Here is a 15,594-nt window from a genome sequence, read left to right on the forward strand (position 1 = left end):
CCCGCAACACCGGACCCCGCAGGTCAGTCGTGGCGGTGACGCAGAATGTAGTCGATGTGGCGGATGGTGTCCCGGCGGTCGTACTCGCTGATCGAGTCCCACAGGTCCGCCAGCCAGTAGAGCGATCCGGACAGCATCCAGGCCCAACCGCGTACCCAGGTCGCCTCGTCGAACCCGAGCGCCTCCCGGTAGGCGGCCCGGGCGCGGGCGTCGAACAGGCTCCAGCCGGGTCGCACCTCGACGGCCGGATCGCCGCGGCCGAGACCGCCGAAGTCGATCACGCCGGTGAGCCGGCCCCGGTCGACCAGCAGGTTGCCCGCCAGCAGATCACCGTGCAGCCACACCGGCGGTCCCGGCCACTCGTCCGTCGCCATCGCCTCGTCCCACGCCGCGGTCACTGCCCGGCCGTCGATCCGGTCGCCCAGCTCCGCGATCGACCGGCGGGTCAGTTCGTCGCGCTGCACCAGGGGTACGCCGCGCTGGATGCCTTCCTTGACCGGCCCGTCCATCGGGTCGATCGCGATCATCGCCCGTACGAAGCGGGCGAGGTCGACGGCGAGGTCGACGTGGTCCTGCCCGGATTGCGGGTTGTCCCCGTCGAGCCACGGGACGACGGTCCACGGCCACTGATAGTCCCCGCCGGGTCGGCCGACCGCGACCGGCACCGGCACGGGCACCGGGAGGTGAGGGGCGAGCCGCGGCAGCCAGGTCGCGTCGGTGGTCACCTGGTCGACCGCCCACGGCGCCCGTGGCAGCCGTGCCGTCAGGGAGTCGCCCAGCCGGAACAGCGCGTTGTCGGTGCCGTTCAGCGGCTGCGGCACGATCGGCAGGCTCGACCATTCGGGGAACTGGTCGCTGACCAGGGCGCGTACCTGCTCCACAGTGACGACGATCTCTCCCGGACGCATCGACGCGACCGTAGGACCCGCCGGATCACACGGTCAATCGAATTCGGAGCGCGGCGTGATCCTGATCATGAACCGATCGGTACAGAACCCTGCTACGGTTGGCTCCGAACCGAGCGGTACAAAATATGCGGAGGGGAACGAGCGATCATGAGCGCCGCCACTGAGGAACTACGTGACTTCTACCTGCGGTACGTCGATCTGGCGAACAATCGGGAGTTCGACCGCATGGCCGACTTCGCCCACGAAGAGGTGATCATGAACGGCACGCCGGTCCGGATGGCGGACATGGTGGCCGAGTTCTACAAGCACGTCGAGGCGGTGCCGGATCTTCACTGGGAGATCCAGGATCTCGTCGTCGAGGGCGACCGGATCGCCGCCCGCCTCGTCGACACCGGAACGCCCGTCAAGGAGTGGAACGGCCTGGCACCTACCGGCGCCTCGGTCTCGTTCGTCGAGACCGCCTTCTACCGGCTCCAGGACGGCAAGTTCAAGCACATGTCGTACCTGATGGACACCGACTCGGTGCGGCGGCAGCTCGCCGGCTGACCGGGGAATCCGGAAACGCGGCGCGCCCAGCCCGATGCGACATCGAGCTGGGCGCGCCCAGGAAGCTATGCGACGAAGCGGGAACGACGTCGGCGTCCGATGACGTAGCTGGCGCCGCCGAGGAGCAGCAGCGCCCCGCCGATGCCGGCCACTGTCGCGGTGTCGGAGCCGGTCACCGGCAGGCCGCCACCCTCGCCGCCGGGTACGCCCACGCTGGCGGAGGGACTGAGGGGCGGCACGACTGTCGACGTGGCGCTGGGCGTCGCGGTCGGCGTGGTCGTGGGCTGAGACGGCGTCGGCGTCGGCTGGGATGCGCAGTCGAGCGCGCGAGCCTCGTACAGGCCGTTGTTCAGGTAGGCGAGGTAGGCCTCGACGGACGGGTTGTCGAGCACCTTCTGCGCGGCGGCCCGCACGTTGGGGCCGGCACCCGTCATGGTCTGGCCGATCGAGACGCGCAGAGCCGTCGCCCAGCGATTCTCCACGTTCTTGAGGTATGCGCGAAGGTCGTCCGAGGTGCCCTTCAGCCGCTCCTCGATCTCGCCCGGCAGAACGGGCAGCGATTCGGCCTGCGCCTCGGCCAGGAGCCGGTAGGCCAGCAGCCGCAGCTCGGAAACGTTGGCCGTGTCCAGGTCGATGGTGACGAGCTCGCGGAAATCCTTGTACACCTTGCGTTCGACCGTCTGGCAGGCGTCGTTCAGCCCGGGCACTGCGGTCTGCGCCGCCGCGGGCGCCGCCGGAATCACAAAGGCCAGCGCCACCAGGGCGCCGGCCGGGATTTTCCATCGCATGTGGACTTTCCTCCCCGTGTAGATCAAAACATGGAGATGTTACCGGTGTCCCTCCGAAGCGCAAGGAGCATTGATTGCGCTAACGGTGCAGTCGATCAACCGCCTTTCTTATCGCCGCGACCCGGCTCGCCAGTGGGCCGGCCGGCACGTCGGCGAGGTCGAATCCGGCCTCGCGATAGGTCAACTCGTGGATTCGCTCGAAGACGAGTGATTCCTCGAAGGTGATCCGGCGAGCGGCGGTCGCCTCCACGAAGCCCTGATGGCGTACGAAGAAAACGGTTTGTTCGTAGTGGCGATTCGCCGTCATGTCCTTGATCTCGGCGAGCAGCGCGGACGGTGCGGCCCGGCCCAGATAGCGGCACAACGCCAGCGTGCAGACGGGCGAACGGTCGTGGAAGACGACCTCGCCGGCGTTCGCCGCGGCTCGGCGACGGCGCTCCCGTTGGAGATTCAGCACCCGGTCGGCGAAGCCCGGCTCACGCCACGGCTCCGGTCGTCCGAGCGCCTGGTGAAGCGCGATCACGTCGGTCGCCGCCTCCTCCACGACGGGGTACCCGTCGATCTCCAGGTGCCGGAGAATCGCTGTCTTACCGGAGCCGGGAGCGCCGGTGAGGATGTATCCGGGCATGTCGTCCTCCGAATGGCGGGCAATCCGCTTGATAGGCAAGCCGTCACTTGCATATGGTGGGTGACGTGGGCGATCTGTACCAGGCGCTGGCCGACCACACCCGCCGCCTGATCCTCGACGAGCTGACCGAGCGCGACGGTCAGACCCTGTTCGAGATCTGCGGGCGGCTGGCCACGAAGCACCAGGTCACGTCGTCCCGGCAGGCGATCTCCCAGCACCTCGACGTCCTGGAGGCCGCCGGCCTGGTAGTCACGCGGCGGCAGGGTCGCTACAAGTTCCACCACCTCGACACCCGGCCGCTGCGGGCCGTCACCGAACGATGGCTCAGGTCCGCCGAACCCACCCAGGAGAACCCATGAGAATCAACCTCACCAGCGTGTACGTCGACGACCAGGACAAGGCGCTGCGCTTCTACACCGACGTGCTGGGCTTCGTGCCGAAGACAGACGTGCCGACCGGGGAGTACCGCTGGCTGACAGTGGTCTCGCCGGACGCCCCGGACGGCGTGGAGCTGCTGCTGGAGCCCGACGCGCACCCGGCCGCCAAGGCGTTCAAGGAGGCGCTCGCGGCCGACGGCATCCCGCTGACGCAGTTCGCGGTGGACGACGTGGCCGCCGAGCACGAGCGGCTGCGGGGCCTCGGCGTGCTGTTCACCCAGGAGCCGGTCGACATGGGCCCGGTGACCACCGCGGTGTTCGACGACACCTGCGGCAACCTGATCCAGATCGCACAGTACCGGTAGCCGGGCGCTGACGCCGCGCTGAACCGCTGGACACGATCGGTCACCCTGGCGGCATGACGGTGTGGCGGCGCCCGTACTCGCTGGACCTGGCCACCTCCGGCTCCATGGTCGTGGCGGGGCTGGCGGTCGGCTACTTCGTGCTCATCGTGTTCGGGGTCCGTAGCGGCAGTCTCCTGGAACGGGAGGCGGTGGTCCTCGGAGTGTGGAACGCCGGCGTCCTCGCCGTCGCGGTCCGCCGCGCGATGCTCGGCGTCTGGGTGAGCCCCGTCGGCGTACGTTCGCGCTCGCTTCTCCGCACGACCACGGTGCCGTGGGCGTCGGTCGTGGAGATCCACAGCGGTACGGGTTCGATAGCAGGTCTGGACATGGGACGCGACGCGATCGTCGTCGAGCGGACCGACGGCGCGCCGGTGCAGACGCCGATCCAGTCCGGCGCCATCGTCCGGCCGTTCCGCCTGGAGCTGACCCGGCTGGTCACCTGGCCGGAGCACTACGACGAGATCCTCGCGAACCTGCGGGAGTGCCACCGCGAGGCCCGGCCCCCGGAGCAGCGCGCGGCGGCGAGCCCGGCGCCGGGTCCGGTCCGCGTCGACCGTCCGGACCGGACCCGGCCGCCCGCGCCGAGCGCCGGGCGGCGGCGTGACATCCACGCGCTGACCCGGCAGTACGAGCGCGGGGTGCTGACCGACGCCGAGTACGCGGCCGAGTTGGCGCGGCTGCGGGGTGACGAGTAGGCGTCAGGCGAGCCGGTCGAGCAGTTCGCGGCTGCGGCTCACCACGAGCGCGGTCGCCTCGGCGTCGTACGAGGGCAGCGAGCTGTCGGTGAACAGATGCCGGTCGCCGGGGTAGACGTACAGCTCGCCGCGTTCGGGGCCGACGATCGACATCAGCTCGCGGGCGGCGTCCACGTCGCCTTCCAGCCCGAAGAACGGGTCCCGCTCCATGCCGTGCACCTGTACCGCCACGCCGTCGGGCCAGGGGCCGATCGCCCACTCACCGGTCACCGGCAGGCAGGCTTCGTAGAGCAGGGCGGCCCGGGCGCCGGGCCGGGTCTGGGCGAGCCGCTGGGCGATGGCGGCACCCCAGGAGACACCCGCGTGGACGAGGTCGGCGGGCAGGTCGGCGACGACCGCGTCGGCGCGCTGGTCGAGGACGTCGCCGCCGATGCGCTTGACCAGCGCGGCGCCGTCGGAGATGGTGGCCGGCCGTTCGCCGTCGAATAAGTCCGGGGTGTGCACGGTGTGTCCGCCGGCGCGCAGGGAGTCGGCGAGGGCGCGTACGCCGTCGGTGAGCCCTTGAATGTGGTGGAAGAGCACGATCTCGGCCATCACTACACTCCTGAGTTGTCAGACCAGAGTTATCGAACGAACCAGAATCTTAGAACGGTCGAGAAATGTCGGTCAATCAGCGGATCCCGGACTACGACCTCGAGGACCTGCTCGTGGTCACCGCCCCGGAGCAGTTGCGCGCGCTCGCCGACCCGCTGCGCAGCACGCTCCTGGAACTGCTGCTGGAACGCGCCGCCACGGTGAACGAGCTGGCCCGCGCGGTCGACCGGCCGAAGAGCAGCGTCGCGTACCACGTGAACCAACTGGTGGACGCCGGGCTGCTGCGCGTGGTGCGGACCCGGCGGGTACGCGCCATCGAAGAGCGGTTCTACGGGCGTGTCGCCCGCACCTTCTACGTCGGCACGCTCACCCGGACAGAGGACAAGCAGGTCGTGTCCCGGATCAACGGCCTCGCCGAGGCGGCAGCTGAAGCGGCCGCCGCGCACGCCGCCGACGAACTGCGGTGCACGCTCGTGCACGCGCGCATCCCGATCGAGGACGTCCGCGAGTTCTGGGCGGAGGTGCAGGCGCTGGCCCGGCGGTTCGCGCAGATCCCCCGCGCCGGGGACCAGGTGTACGGCTTCGCCGCCGGCCTCTACCCCACGGACGCGCCCACGCTCCCGGACACGGACCCCGCCCCTTCGACGGGGTCTTGCCGGGGCGGCGAAGAGAGCAGGCTAGCGTCGGAAGCGTGAGCACCGGATCCCCGCGCGTCCTGCCGGCCGAGCGCGGCATCGACGAGGCCGCCGCCGTTCTGCGCGCCGGCGGGCTGGTCGCCTTCCCCACCGAAACCGTCTACGGCCTGGGCGCCAACGCGCTCGACGCGCGGGCGGCGGCCCGGATCTTCGAGGCCAAGGCGCGGCCCAGCTTCGACCCGCTGATCAGCCACCTGGCCGACGCCGCCGACCTGGCCGCGCTGGTGGGCGAGGTGCCGGCGGCGGTGGCCGAGCTGGCGAAGCGCTTCTGGCCCGGCCCGCTCACCCTGATCGTGGACCGACCGGAGATCATCCCGCCGATCGTCACCTCCGGCCTGGACACCATGGCGGTACGCGTACCGGACGAGCCGTCGGCGCGGGCGCTGATCGCGGCGGCCGGCGTGCCGGTGGCCGCGCCGAGCGCGAACCGGTTCGGCCAGCTCAGCCCGACACGCGCCGAGCACGTGGTGGCCGGGCTGGGCGGCGCCGTGGACGTGGTGCTCGACGGCGGGCCCACCCGGTGCGGCATCGAGTCGACGATCGTGGACGCCCGGGGCGACCGGCCGGTGGTGCTGCGGCTGGGCGCGCTTCCGGTCGAGGCGATCATCGAGGCGGTCGGCCCGGTCGAGGTGCGCCAGGGCAGCTCCGGTCAGCCCGTCGCGCCCGGGACGCTGGCCGCGCACTACGCCCCGCGTACCCCGTTGCGGTTGGGCGCGGCGGCCGAGCCCGGCGGCGGCCGGCGGGGGTTCCTGGCCTTCCGGGAGCCACCGGCGGACGGCGACTGGGCGGCGGTGGAGGTGCTGTCGCCCGACGGCGACGTGACCGCGGCGGCGGCGCGACTGTTCGACGCGCTGCACCGGCTGGACGCGGCCGGGGTGACCGAGATCGTCGCCGAGCCGGTGCCGGACACCGGAGTGGGCCGCGCGATAAACGACCGGCTGCGCCGGGCCGCCGCCACTTGGCACTAGAACTGTTCCGCGTCGGGACGCCCGTGCGAGCCGGGCTGCGGCATGCGGTCCATCAGCTTGGTGAGCGTGCCGTTGGCGAACGTCGCGCCGAGCGCCGAGCCGGTGGCGATTGCCCAGCCCACGGGGCCCATCGGGGTGCAGCCGAAGAACTGGCTGACACCCGGCGTCTGCACCACCGCGACCAGCGCGCCCACCGACGCGGCGGTGGCGGCGAGCACGCTGGGGCTGGTGCCGCCGGCCAATACGGTCTGGCCGAGCTGAGTGCCGATCAGGGACGCCAGCGCGACGGTGCTGGCCCGCCGCTGGGTGCCGGTCCACCTGGCGATCGTCCAGCCGGCGGTCGCGCCCAGCGTGGTCGACGCCGCCCGCAGCCCGATCTCCCGGGTCATGGTCACACCGAGCGAGGAGTCCGGACCCTCGCGTAGCAGGTGGTCGGCGCGGTCGTCGGCCGGCGGCCGTACCGCGATGGCGAGCGCCGGCGCGAGATCGGTGAGCAGGTTGACCAGCAGCAGTTGCCGGCCGTTCAGGGCGGAGCGGCCGGTCGCGGCGGCGCTGAGCACGCTGAACGCGATCTCGCCGAGGTTGCCGCCGACCAGGATGCTGAGCGCGTGCCGCACCGACGACCACATGGCCCGGCCCTCGACCAGGGTGGCGATGATCGTCTCCAGCCGGTCGTCGGTGACCACCAGGTCGGCGGCGGCGCGGGCGGCTGGTGTGCCCCGTTGACCGAGCGCGATACCGACGTCGGCGAGCCGGATCGCCGGGGCGTCGTTGGCGCCGTCACCGGTCATCGCGACGGTCCGGTCCTGGCGCTGCAACGCCTGGATGATCCGTACCTTGTGCGCCGGCGTGCAGCGCGCCACCACGTCGGTGGCCATCAGGCGCTCGGCGAGCGCGGCGTCGTCCAGCCGGTCCAGGTCGGTGGCGGTGACAACGCGCTGGCCGCCGTCCTCCGGGCTGATCGTGGCGGCGATCGCCTCGGCGGTGGCCGGGTGATCGCCGGTGATCATGACGGTGTGTACGCCGGCGGCCCGGATCCGGGCCACTGCCGGCCGGGCGCTGTCCCGCACCCCGTCGGCGAGCGTCAGGAAACCCACGAAGACCAGCCCGTTCACCTGCTCATCGCTGACCTGCTCGGTGGAGACCCGGCACTCGGCCACGGCGAGAATGCGGTGCCCGGCCCCGGCCCGCCCGGCCAGCATGGCCTGCACCTCCTCGCGCCCCGCCGCATCGAGCGGCCGGTCCCCCTCGGCGGTGCGCCGCGACGCGCAGCGCGGCAGCACCGACTCGGGGGCGCCCTTCACGCTCAGCAGCAGCCCGCCGGAGGAGCGGCCGACAGCGGCGCTGTAGCCCCGGGACGGCTCGAACGGCAGCCCGGCGGTGGCGGTCCACTCCGCGGCGCCGGTCCGCTCGGTCACCCCGGCGGCGTCCGCGCCGTGGCGTACCGCCCGGTCGGTCTGCTGCGGCAACTCGTCCGGGTCGGCGGCGGACGGGGTGGCCCGCACCGCGGCGGCCAGCGTCGACCGCAGCGGCTCGTCCAGTTCGCCCAGCACGGCGTACCGGCCGTCACCGGTGCCCACCCCGGCCAGCAGCAGCTTTCCCTCGGTGAGCGTGCCGGTCTTGTCGAAGCAGAGCACGTCGACGCGGCCCAGCGCCTCGATGGTCCGGGGGTTGCGGACCAGGGCGCCGTGCTCGGCCAGCCGCCGCGCCGCCGCCAGCTGCGCGGCGCTGACCAGGAACGGCAACCCCTCCGGCACCGACGCCACGGCCAGGTTCGCGGCGGTCGCCGCCGTTTCGGCAAGGGGTACGCCCCGAAGCAGCCCCGCACCGGCCACCGAGATCGCCGAGGCGGCCGCCAGCGGTACGGCGCTGCTGGTCAGCTTGCCCAGCCGCGCCTCCACACCACTTGCGGGCGGGGCCTGCCGGGCCATCGCGAGGCTCCGCCCGGACTCGGTCTCCGCGCCGGTGGCCACCACCACAGCGGTGCCGTGCCCGGCGGCCACTGTGGTGCCCTCGAACAGCATCGAGTGCCGCTCGGCGATGGCCGCCGCGACCACCGGGTCGGGGCTCTTCGCCACCGGCAGCGACTCACCGGTCAGTGACGACTCGTCCGCCTCCAGCCCGTCACTCGTCAGCACCCGGCAGTCGGCCGGTACGGCGTCCCCGGAGCTGATCGTGATCACGTCGCCGCGTACCAGCTCCTCGGCGGGCACCACCCGTTCCGCGCCGTCGCGCAGAACCCGGGCGGTGACCGCCGAGCGGGACAGCAGCTCGGCCAGCGACCGTTCGGTGTTGCGCTGGTGCACCGCGCCGACCAGCGCCGACCCGCCCACCACGCCGCCGACCAGCGCCGCGTCGACGAGTGAGCCGAACGCGGCGGAGAGCACCGCACCGGCGGCCAGCACCGGGGTGAGCGGGTTGGACAGCTCCTCGACGAACGAGCGGAGCAGCCCGGCCGGACCGTGCTCGTCGCCGACCTCGACGCGCCGCCGCCGGGTCGCCTCGCCCTCGGTCAGCCCGGACGCGTCGGTGCCGAGCTGTTCGAGGACGGTCTCCACCGGCATGAGATGCCAGGCGCTGAGCGCGGGCACCGGTACGCCGGTGCGGTCCGGCAGCCGGTGCGCCCGGAACACGCCGTGCGCGAACGCGAGCGCCGCCGCGCCGTTCACCGCCGCGAGCGTCGGGCGGGGCAGCCGCCGACGGTCGGCGGTGAATGCTCCGAGCGCGCCGAGCCCGGCGCCGGCCATGGCGATCCGGATGTTCTGCTCGGTCATCCGGCGGGCCACCCCGGCCGCGTCGATGAGCAGTGCCGGTACCCGCAGGTCGTCGCCGACCAGCAGGTGCGCGCCCCACGGGGGCAGGTCCTCCGGGCCGTACACGCCGAGGCCGCAGTCCGAGGCGGCGAGCGCCGACCGCTCGCCGGAGACCACCATCACCACCGCGCCCTCGCGTTGCAGGTCGTGCACCGCGTCGGCGAGCCGGGCACCACCGGGTACGAGCAGGTCGGCGAAGTCGTACCGGCCGTCGTCCGCGCCGCCGACCACGAGCCGCAGGCCCGCCTGCCGGGCGGCCGACGCCAGCGCGTCCACGCCCGGTGCGGGCTCGGGCTCTACCCGCAGTACGGCGGCGAGCCGGCCGTTCTCGGCCAGCCCGAGCAGCCGTCCACCGTCGGCGCGCAGCCGCGCGCTGTCCGCGGTGTCCCCGGGATCGTCGGCGCCGAGCCGGTCCAGCGGGCCGATCCGCCAGCCGTCGGCGGCGCGTACCGCGTCCGGCTCGGCCGGGTCGAACAGCGCGAACGCCCGGGCGGCGACCTGCCCGGTGTCGGCGTCGGCCAGCGGCGACAGGTCGGCCAGCACCCCCCGGTCCGAACCGAGCACCGCCGCGTCCAGCACCACCGTGTCGATCCGGTCCAGCTCACGCAGCACGCTGCGGTCCATCGCGATCACGCCGCGCCGGGCGAGCATCCGGCCCAGTTGGGCGCCGTAACCCTCGCGGCCGGAACCGGGCGCCTTCGGCAGCGAGGACAGTGCCAGCGCGGCGGCCCGCTTGGGTCCCAGCACCGGCAGCGCCGCCGCCCCGGCGACCGCGCCGGCCGGGAGTACCCGCTTGGCGTAGCGCTCCGGCTGCCCGTCCGGCACCGGGCACGGCCGCTCGCCGTCCGGCACCCGGGCCACAGCCCGTTCCGGGTCACCGGTCAGGTGTGGCTCGGCCCGCCGCCACGCGGCCAGCTGAGCGGCCCCCTCGCCCCACTGCACGACGCGCTGCGCGCCGTCCAGCACGATCCCGGCCCAGCCGCCGGTGAGACCCTGCACCACCGCCTCGGCCAGCGGGAACAGCACCTCGGCGCGCGGGTCGGCGCGGATGCCCAGCCCGGCCAGCGCGTGCAGCTTCGGGTGCAGGTCGACAGCGCCGAGCAGCCCGGCGACCTCGGCCGGCACGGGGGTGAGCGGCAGCACCCGGGTGGCGGCGGAGATGCCCAGTCCGAGCACGTCGGACAGCAGCGCGCCGAACGTGCGCGCGGTACGCGGGCCGTCCTCGGGCGGCTGCGGCGGCTCGATCTCCGGGTCCGGCTCGTACGGGCAGGTCTGCTCGACGCGGGCCACTGTGGCGATCAGATCGCGCAGTTTCGGCGCCGGCTCCCCGGTCGCCACCACCACCCGGCCGGACGGCGCGTTCACCCGCGCCCAGGTCACGCCCGGCATCGACTCCAGCGCCGCCTCGACCTGACGGGCGAGCCGGTCGCCGCCGTCCTGGCAGACGCCGTGCACCTCGATGTGGTGGCGGCCGTCCTGCGACCACACCCGGCGGCTGGTCAGCCCGGTGAGCCGGGCCAGCCGGGCGGCGGCCGTACCCACGCTTCCTGCGACCTCGGAGACCTTGGTGGGTACGACCGTCGGGGACAGCAGGAGGCCGGCGAAGCGTCCCAGCGCCATCTCGCCTCCCGGTCTCGTCCCGGCGGCCCGACTTCCCGGCGCGGCGTCCGTTATGCCACCCGGACGGCAGAAGTTCGGGGTCCGGTCGTTCCCGCCGGACGAGACGGGGACCACAGTTGACCTCAACCCGGGGTGAGGTCCGAGGCTGTAGCCCATGACCAGCACCGCCGCCCTCCCGGCCGATCCACCCGTCGACCTGTGGTCGCCGCGCCTTCGGGCGATGACTGTGGGCAGCGTCGCCCTGGTGTCCCTGCTCGCGTTCGAGGCGCTGGCGGTGGGCACCGCCATGCCGACGGTGGCCCGCGCGCTGGACGGGCTCGGCCTGTACGCGCTGGCGTTCGGCGGCTCGTTCGCCTCCGGCGTGGTGGCGATGGTCGCCTCCGGCATCTGGTGCGACGCGCGCGGACCACGGCCGGCGATGTGGCACGGCGTCGCCTGGTTCGTCGCCGGGCTGGTCGTGGCCGGTTCCGCGACGACCATGGAGATGCTGGTCGTCGGGCGGGTGGTGCAGGGCTTCGGTTCCGGACTCGTCTCGGTGGCGCTCTACGTGGTGGTCGGTCAGGCGTACCCGGAGCAGTTGCGGCGGCGGATCTTCGCCGCGTTCGCCGCGGCCTGGGTGGTGCCGTCGCTGGTCGGCCCGGCGCTGGCCGGCCTGATCGTGGAACATCTGGGCTGGCGATGGGTGTTCCTCGCGGTACCGGCGGTGGCGATTCCGGCGGCGCTGCTGATCCAGCCGGGTCTGAAGGCGCTGGCCGGCACCGTGCCGACCCGGCCGCCCGCGGGCGCGCTGGCCCGCGTCGGCTGGGCCTGCGGGGCGGGGGCGAGCGCCGCACTGCTGCACTACGGGGGGCAGCAGCGCGGCGTGCTCGCCGCCGGCCTGATCGCCGGGGCGCTGGCCGGGCTGTTCGTCTGCGTACCGCGTCTGTTGCCGTCCGGGTTCCTGCGCGCGGCACGCGGTCTGCCGACGGTGATCGGCCTGCGCGCGCTGGCGTCGGCGGCGTTCGTGGCCGCCGAGGTGGTGATCCCGCTGATGCTGTCGCGGGAGCGCGGCTTCTCGCCCACCGGCACCGGCCTGGTGCTGACCGTGGGGGCGCTGTCCTGGTCGGTGGGCTCGTGGATCCAGGGCCGGATCGCTTCGCCCCGGTCGGCGGCGAGCCTGCCCCGGGCCGGGCTGGCCTGCATCACCATCGGTACGGCGGGCGTCGCGTCGGCGCTGCTGCCCGGGCTGCCGGTGCTGCCGGCGGTGTTCTCCTGGGCCGTGGCCGGGCTCGGCATGGGACTGCTCTACCCGTCGCTGTCGGTGCTCACCCTGGAGCAGTCGGCCCCGGCCGAGCAGGGCCGCAACAGCTCGGCGCTGCAACTGGGCGACTCGCTCGCCGCGGCCACCGTGCTGGCGCTGACCGGCGCGGTCCTGGCCGCCGGTGCGTCACCCGGCCCGGCCAGCTACGCGACCACGCTGGCGGTGGCAGCGGGCTGCGGCCTGCTCGGCCTGACCCTTGCCGGTCGAGTGGTGCCTCGCCCGGTGGGCTGAGGCGTCGCCGGCCCGGTCGCCGCTCACGCGCAGTAACGCTCCTGCCGGAGGCATCGCCTGACTGCGGTATGACTCCTGGTCATGATTATGACTCTCAGGTATATCGCTCAACAGTCGTAGTCGCCTGCGCCGGGCTCACACACTGTGATGGAGCAGCCCGGCAAGCGCGACGTCGGGCCGACGGCCCGGCGGGCGGTCACGATCCCGGCCGGGCTGCCGTCCTGAATGCGGACCGAGTGGGCAGGGCGTGGCTGGGAGGAGTGGCGATGCGGGTGCTGGTGACCGGGGCGACCGGACGGCTCGGGCGGGTGGTGGTGCCCCGGCTGCGGGACGAGGGCTTCACGCTCCGGGCGACCAGCCGTCGGCCCCGTACCGGAGACGGGGTGGAGTGGGTGAGCACCGACCTGGCCACCGGCGCCGGGCTGGCGGAGGCGGTCGCCGGGGTGGACGCGGTGCTGCACCTGGCCTCGTCGCCGCAACGGCGTACCCACGAGATCGACGTGCTCGGCACCCGCCGACTGACCATGGCCGCCGGCCACGCCGGGGTCCGCCACCTGGTGTACGTCTCGATCGTCGGCGTCGACCGGGTGCCGATCCCCTACTACCGGCACAAGCTCGCGGCCGAAGAGGTGGTGGCCGCCGGGTCGGTGCCGTGGAGCGTGCTGCGCGCCACCCAGTTCCCCGAGTTCCTGGCGGACCTGCTGAAAGGCGCGAGCCGCCTCGGCCCGGTGATCGGGGACCGGGCCGTACTCGCCCAGCCGGTCGACCCGGCCGACGTGGCGGACCGGCTGGCGGTGCTGCTGCTCGCCGGACCGTCGCACCGGGTCGAGGACTTCGCCGGGCCGCAGGTGCTGCGCTTCGACGAGGCGGCCCGCACCTGGCTCGCGGCCCGCCGGGTACGCCGTCCGCTGCTGCCGGTCCGGATTCCCGGCCGCCTCGGGCGGGAGTTGCGCGGGGGCGGACTCACCACGACGGCCACGCCGACCGGCACCCGGACCTGGGCCGACTACCTCGCGGACACGTACGGGGGAACCGGCGGAAGATGAGAACCGGTCGGGTCCGCACCGGCCTACCGTGACCGCATGCTGGTCTTCGTCGCCACAGTGCTTCTCTACGTCTTCGGTTTCGTCTTCCTCTACGGCGTGATCCGGGTCGGCGTCCGGCACGGCATCGAGGACGCCGAGGCGAACCGTCCCGAGGTGCTGCGCCGTCGGCAGCTCACCACCGCCGAGAACCGGGACTTCGCGCAGGAGAACGCGTTCCTCAGCAATCCCAACTGAGGGGCGGAGCCGGGGCCCGGAGGGGCGATCCGCGAAGCGGGTGCGAGGATCGCGACATGATGGGGACGCTGAAGACGGAGCCGGCCCGGGCACGGCTCGACCTGCTGGCCCCGCCGGTCGCCGCGGCGCTGCAGGAGTGGCCGGCCGAGGCCCCGGTGGACGTGGACGACGTACTCGTCGCCCCGATCGACGCCGACCTGGCCGACACCGCCGCGTTCTGCGAGGCGTACCAGGTGGGGCTGGAGGAATCGGCCAACTGCGTGGTGGTCGCCGGTAAGCGCGGCGGCGAGACCCGGTACGCGGCCTGCGTCGTGCTCGCCACCACCCGCGCCGACGTCAACGGCGTGGTCCGCAAGCTGCTCGACGTGCGCAAGGCGAGCTTCGCGCCGATGGCCGAGGCGGTCGAGTTGAGCGGAATGGAGTACGGCGGCATCACGCCCATCGGGCTGCCGGCGGACTGGCCGGTCCTCGTCGACTCCCGGGTGATCGCCACCCCGCACGTGATCATCGGATCAGGCGTACGGCACAGCAAGATCGCCCTGCCCGGGCCGGCGCTCGGCGCGCTGCCCGGAGCGAGGGTGGTGGAGGACCTGGCCAGGCCGGCCTAGGTCCTCATTCGCATCGATCTTGTTCCACGTGAAACATCAGGCCGCCGCTTCGCGCTGCGCAACCTCGCGCAACGCGGCGAGCAGCGTCTCCGGCTCCTGCGCGCCGGTGACCGCGTACTTTCCGGCCAGCACGAACGTCGGCACGCTGGAGACGCCGAGCTGGTGCGCGGCGCTCAGGTCGGCGGCGACCTCCCGGCGGCCCAGGTTCGACTCCAGGTACTCCCGCGCCTCGGTCTCGTCCAGACCGGCCTCGCCGGCCAGCGTGACCAGCGCGTCGATCGATCCGACGTCGATGCCGTCGTGGAAGTGCGCCCGGTAGAGCCGCTCGACCATCTCGGCGGAACGGTCGCGCTCGGCGGCGAAACGCACCAGCCGGTGCGCGTCGAACGTGTTCGCCGCCACCGCCCGGTCGAACCGCAGGTCCAGGCCCGCGCCCGCGGCGACGCCGGTGACGTGCGCGGCCATGCCCTCGGCCTTGTCCCGTCCGCCGAACTTGTCGCCGAGCGCCTCCAGCAGCGGCTTCGGCTCGGTGACCGGCGTCGGGTCGAGCTGGAACGGCCGGAACCGGACGTTCACCTCGCCGTCGTACGACTCCAGCGCCTGTTCCAGTCGGCGCTTGCCGATCCAGCACCAGGGGCAGACCACGTCGGCGTAGATCTCGATGTCCATGACCAGCGACAACCCGCCGGTCAGGAGATCTGTTCCCGGACCTGGCGCTTGAGCCGGGCCAGGATGGCGGTGCCGCCGCGTACGCGCAGCGGGCTGATCGCCTGCGCCAGGCCCATCCGCTGGTAGAGATCGTCCGGCACGGCCAGCACCTCCTCGGCGCTCGCCCCGGCCAACCCTTCGGCGAGGATGCCGGCGAACGCCCGGGTGGTGGGCGCCTCCGGCGGGCAGTCGAAGACGGTGCTGACCGTCTTGTCCGCGTTCACCTCGGCGCGCAGGAAGAACGCGGTCTGGCACTCGGGGACCTGCTCCAGCTCCTCCCGGTTCACACCCTCGGGCAGGGGCGGGATCACGTCGGCGAACTCCAGCAGCATCTCCAGCACGACGTCGCGCGGTGCGGCGGCGAACTCGTCCACGATCTCGGCCAGCTTCGTCGGCATCTCGGGCATGAGTCGAGGCTATCCGCCGCCGCG

General features: G+C 73.2%; 17 protein-coding genes. 10 read left to right on the forward strand and 7 right to left on the reverse strand.

Annotation, left to right across the window (positions count from 1 at the left end):
- Positions 1-23: 23 nt before the first annotated feature.
- The gene (locus J3R08_RS31135) at positions 24-908 is read right to left on the reverse strand and encodes an aminoglycoside phosphotransferase family protein (protein WP_209963828.1); all 885 of its coding nucleotides are present in this window, start codon (positions 906-908) and stop codon (positions 24-26) included.
- Between the two features lie 147 nt (positions 909-1,055).
- Between J3R08_RS31135 and J3R08_RS31140 the strand changes: the two genes are divergently transcribed.
- Entirely contained in the window at positions 1,056-1,454 is a 399-nt protein-coding gene (locus J3R08_RS31140; protein WP_043327667.1) for an ester cyclase, read from the forward strand.
- 65 nt (positions 1,455-1,519) lie between these two features.
- Here J3R08_RS31140 and J3R08_RS31145 read toward each other — a convergent pair whose 3' ends face one another.
- Together J3R08_RS31145 and J3R08_RS31150 are read right to left on the reverse strand one after the other, a co-directional pair.
- Positions 1,520-2,242, reverse strand: coding sequence for an LPXTG cell wall anchor domain-containing protein (locus J3R08_RS31145; protein ID WP_043327666.1), 723 nt, complete (start codon positions 2,240-2,242; stop codon positions 1,520-1,522).
- A 79-nt stretch (positions 2,243-2,321) separates the two neighbouring features.
- Complete coding sequence (locus J3R08_RS31150; RefSeq protein WP_043327665.1) at positions 2,322-2,870, reverse strand: AAA family ATPase; 549 nt, start codon at positions 2,868-2,870, stop codon at positions 2,322-2,324.
- Positions 2,871-2,923: 53 nt separating this feature from the next.
- On the opposite strand from J3R08_RS31150, the gene J3R08_RS31155 reads away from it, so the two are divergent.
- From J3R08_RS31155 to J3R08_RS31165, 3 genes are read left to right on the forward strand one after another with little or no spacing between them, the layout of a single operon-like run.
- On the forward strand, positions 2,924-3,229 hold the full coding sequence (locus J3R08_RS31155) for a helix-turn-helix transcriptional regulator (protein WP_043327664.1): 306 nt from the start codon (positions 2,924-2,926) through the stop codon (positions 3,227-3,229).
- Positions 3,226-3,612, forward strand: coding sequence for a VOC family protein (locus J3R08_RS31160; protein ID WP_043327663.1), 387 nt, complete (start codon positions 3,226-3,228; stop codon positions 3,610-3,612). Before J3R08_RS31155 ends, J3R08_RS31160 begins: the two co-directional genes overlap by 4 nt.
- 53 nt (positions 3,613-3,665) lie before the next feature.
- Positions 3,666-4,346, forward strand: a complete 681-nt coding sequence (locus J3R08_RS31165; RefSeq protein WP_043327662.1) for a PH domain-containing protein — start codon at positions 3,666-3,668, stop codon at positions 4,344-4,346.
- Positions 4,347-4,349: 3 nt separating this feature from the next.
- Here the strand turns inward: J3R08_RS31165 and J3R08_RS31170 are convergent, their stop codons facing one another.
- Positions 4,350-4,940: a dienelactone hydrolase family protein gene (locus J3R08_RS31170; RefSeq protein ID WP_043327661.1), complete on the reverse strand. Its 591-nt coding sequence runs from the start codon at positions 4,938-4,940 to the stop codon at positions 4,350-4,352.
- 65 nt (positions 4,941-5,005) lie between these two features.
- Between J3R08_RS31170 and J3R08_RS31175 the strand changes: the two genes are divergently transcribed.
- Positions 5,006-5,635, forward strand: coding sequence for a helix-turn-helix domain-containing protein (locus J3R08_RS31175; protein ID WP_043327660.1), 630 nt, complete (start codon positions 5,006-5,008; stop codon positions 5,633-5,635).
- Positions 5,636-5,655: 20 nt separating this feature from the next.
- Entirely contained in the window at positions 5,656-6,603 is a 948-nt protein-coding gene (locus J3R08_RS31180; protein WP_043330800.1) for an L-threonylcarbamoyladenylate synthase, read from the forward strand.
- Here the strand turns inward: J3R08_RS31180 and J3R08_RS31185 are convergent.
- Positions 6,600-11,036 carry an HAD-IC family P-type ATPase gene (locus J3R08_RS31185; protein WP_209963831.1) on the reverse strand — a complete coding sequence of 1,479 codons (4,437 nt, stop codon included), beginning with the start codon at positions 11,034-11,036 and terminating at the stop codon, positions 6,600-6,602. The genes J3R08_RS31180 and J3R08_RS31185 overlap by 4 nt on opposite strands.
- Positions 11,037-11,190: 154 nt before the next feature.
- Between J3R08_RS31185 and J3R08_RS31190 the strand changes: the two genes are divergently transcribed.
- The 4 genes from J3R08_RS31190 to J3R08_RS31205 all read left to right on the forward strand — a co-directional run bounded on the left by J3R08_RS31190 (position 11,191) and on the right by J3R08_RS31205 (position 14,455).
- A complete protein-coding gene (locus J3R08_RS31190; RefSeq protein WP_209963833.1) occupies positions 11,191-12,567 on the forward strand; it encodes an MFS transporter in 1,377 nt (458 codons plus the stop codon).
- A gap of 266 nt (positions 12,568-12,833) precedes the next feature.
- Positions 12,834-13,613, forward strand: coding sequence for an SDR family oxidoreductase (locus J3R08_RS31195; protein WP_104112357.1), 780 nt, complete (start codon positions 12,834-12,836; stop codon positions 13,611-13,613).
- Positions 13,614-13,649: 36 nt separating this feature from the next.
- Positions 13,650-13,847 carry a hypothetical protein gene (locus J3R08_RS31200; protein WP_043327658.1) on the forward strand — a complete coding sequence of 66 codons (198 nt, stop codon included), beginning with the start codon at positions 13,650-13,652 and terminating at the stop codon, positions 13,845-13,847.
- A gap of 59 nt (positions 13,848-13,906) precedes the next feature.
- Positions 13,907-14,455, forward strand: coding sequence for a YbaK/EbsC family protein (locus tag J3R08_RS31205; protein ID WP_043330797.1), 549 nt, complete (start codon positions 13,907-13,909; stop codon positions 14,453-14,455).
- Between the two features lie 36 nt (positions 14,456-14,491).
- Here J3R08_RS31205 and J3R08_RS31210 read toward each other — a convergent pair whose 3' ends face one another.
- Positions 14,492-15,124 (reverse strand): DsbA family protein, encoded by a 633-nt coding sequence (locus tag J3R08_RS31210; RefSeq protein ID WP_166456813.1) that lies wholly within the window; start codon positions 15,122-15,124, stop codon positions 14,492-14,494.
- A gap of 20 nt (positions 15,125-15,144) precedes the next feature.
- Entirely contained in the window at positions 15,145-15,570 is a 426-nt protein-coding gene (locus tag J3R08_RS31215) for a SufE family protein (protein WP_013283255.1), read from the reverse strand.
- Positions 15,571-15,594: the final 24 nt, after the last annotated feature.

This window comes from Micromonospora sp. HB375 (genome assembly GCF_017872985.1).
In the GTDB taxonomy this organism is placed as follows: Bacteria; Actinomycetota; Actinomycetes; order Mycobacteriales; family Micromonosporaceae; genus Micromonospora; species Micromonospora chalcea.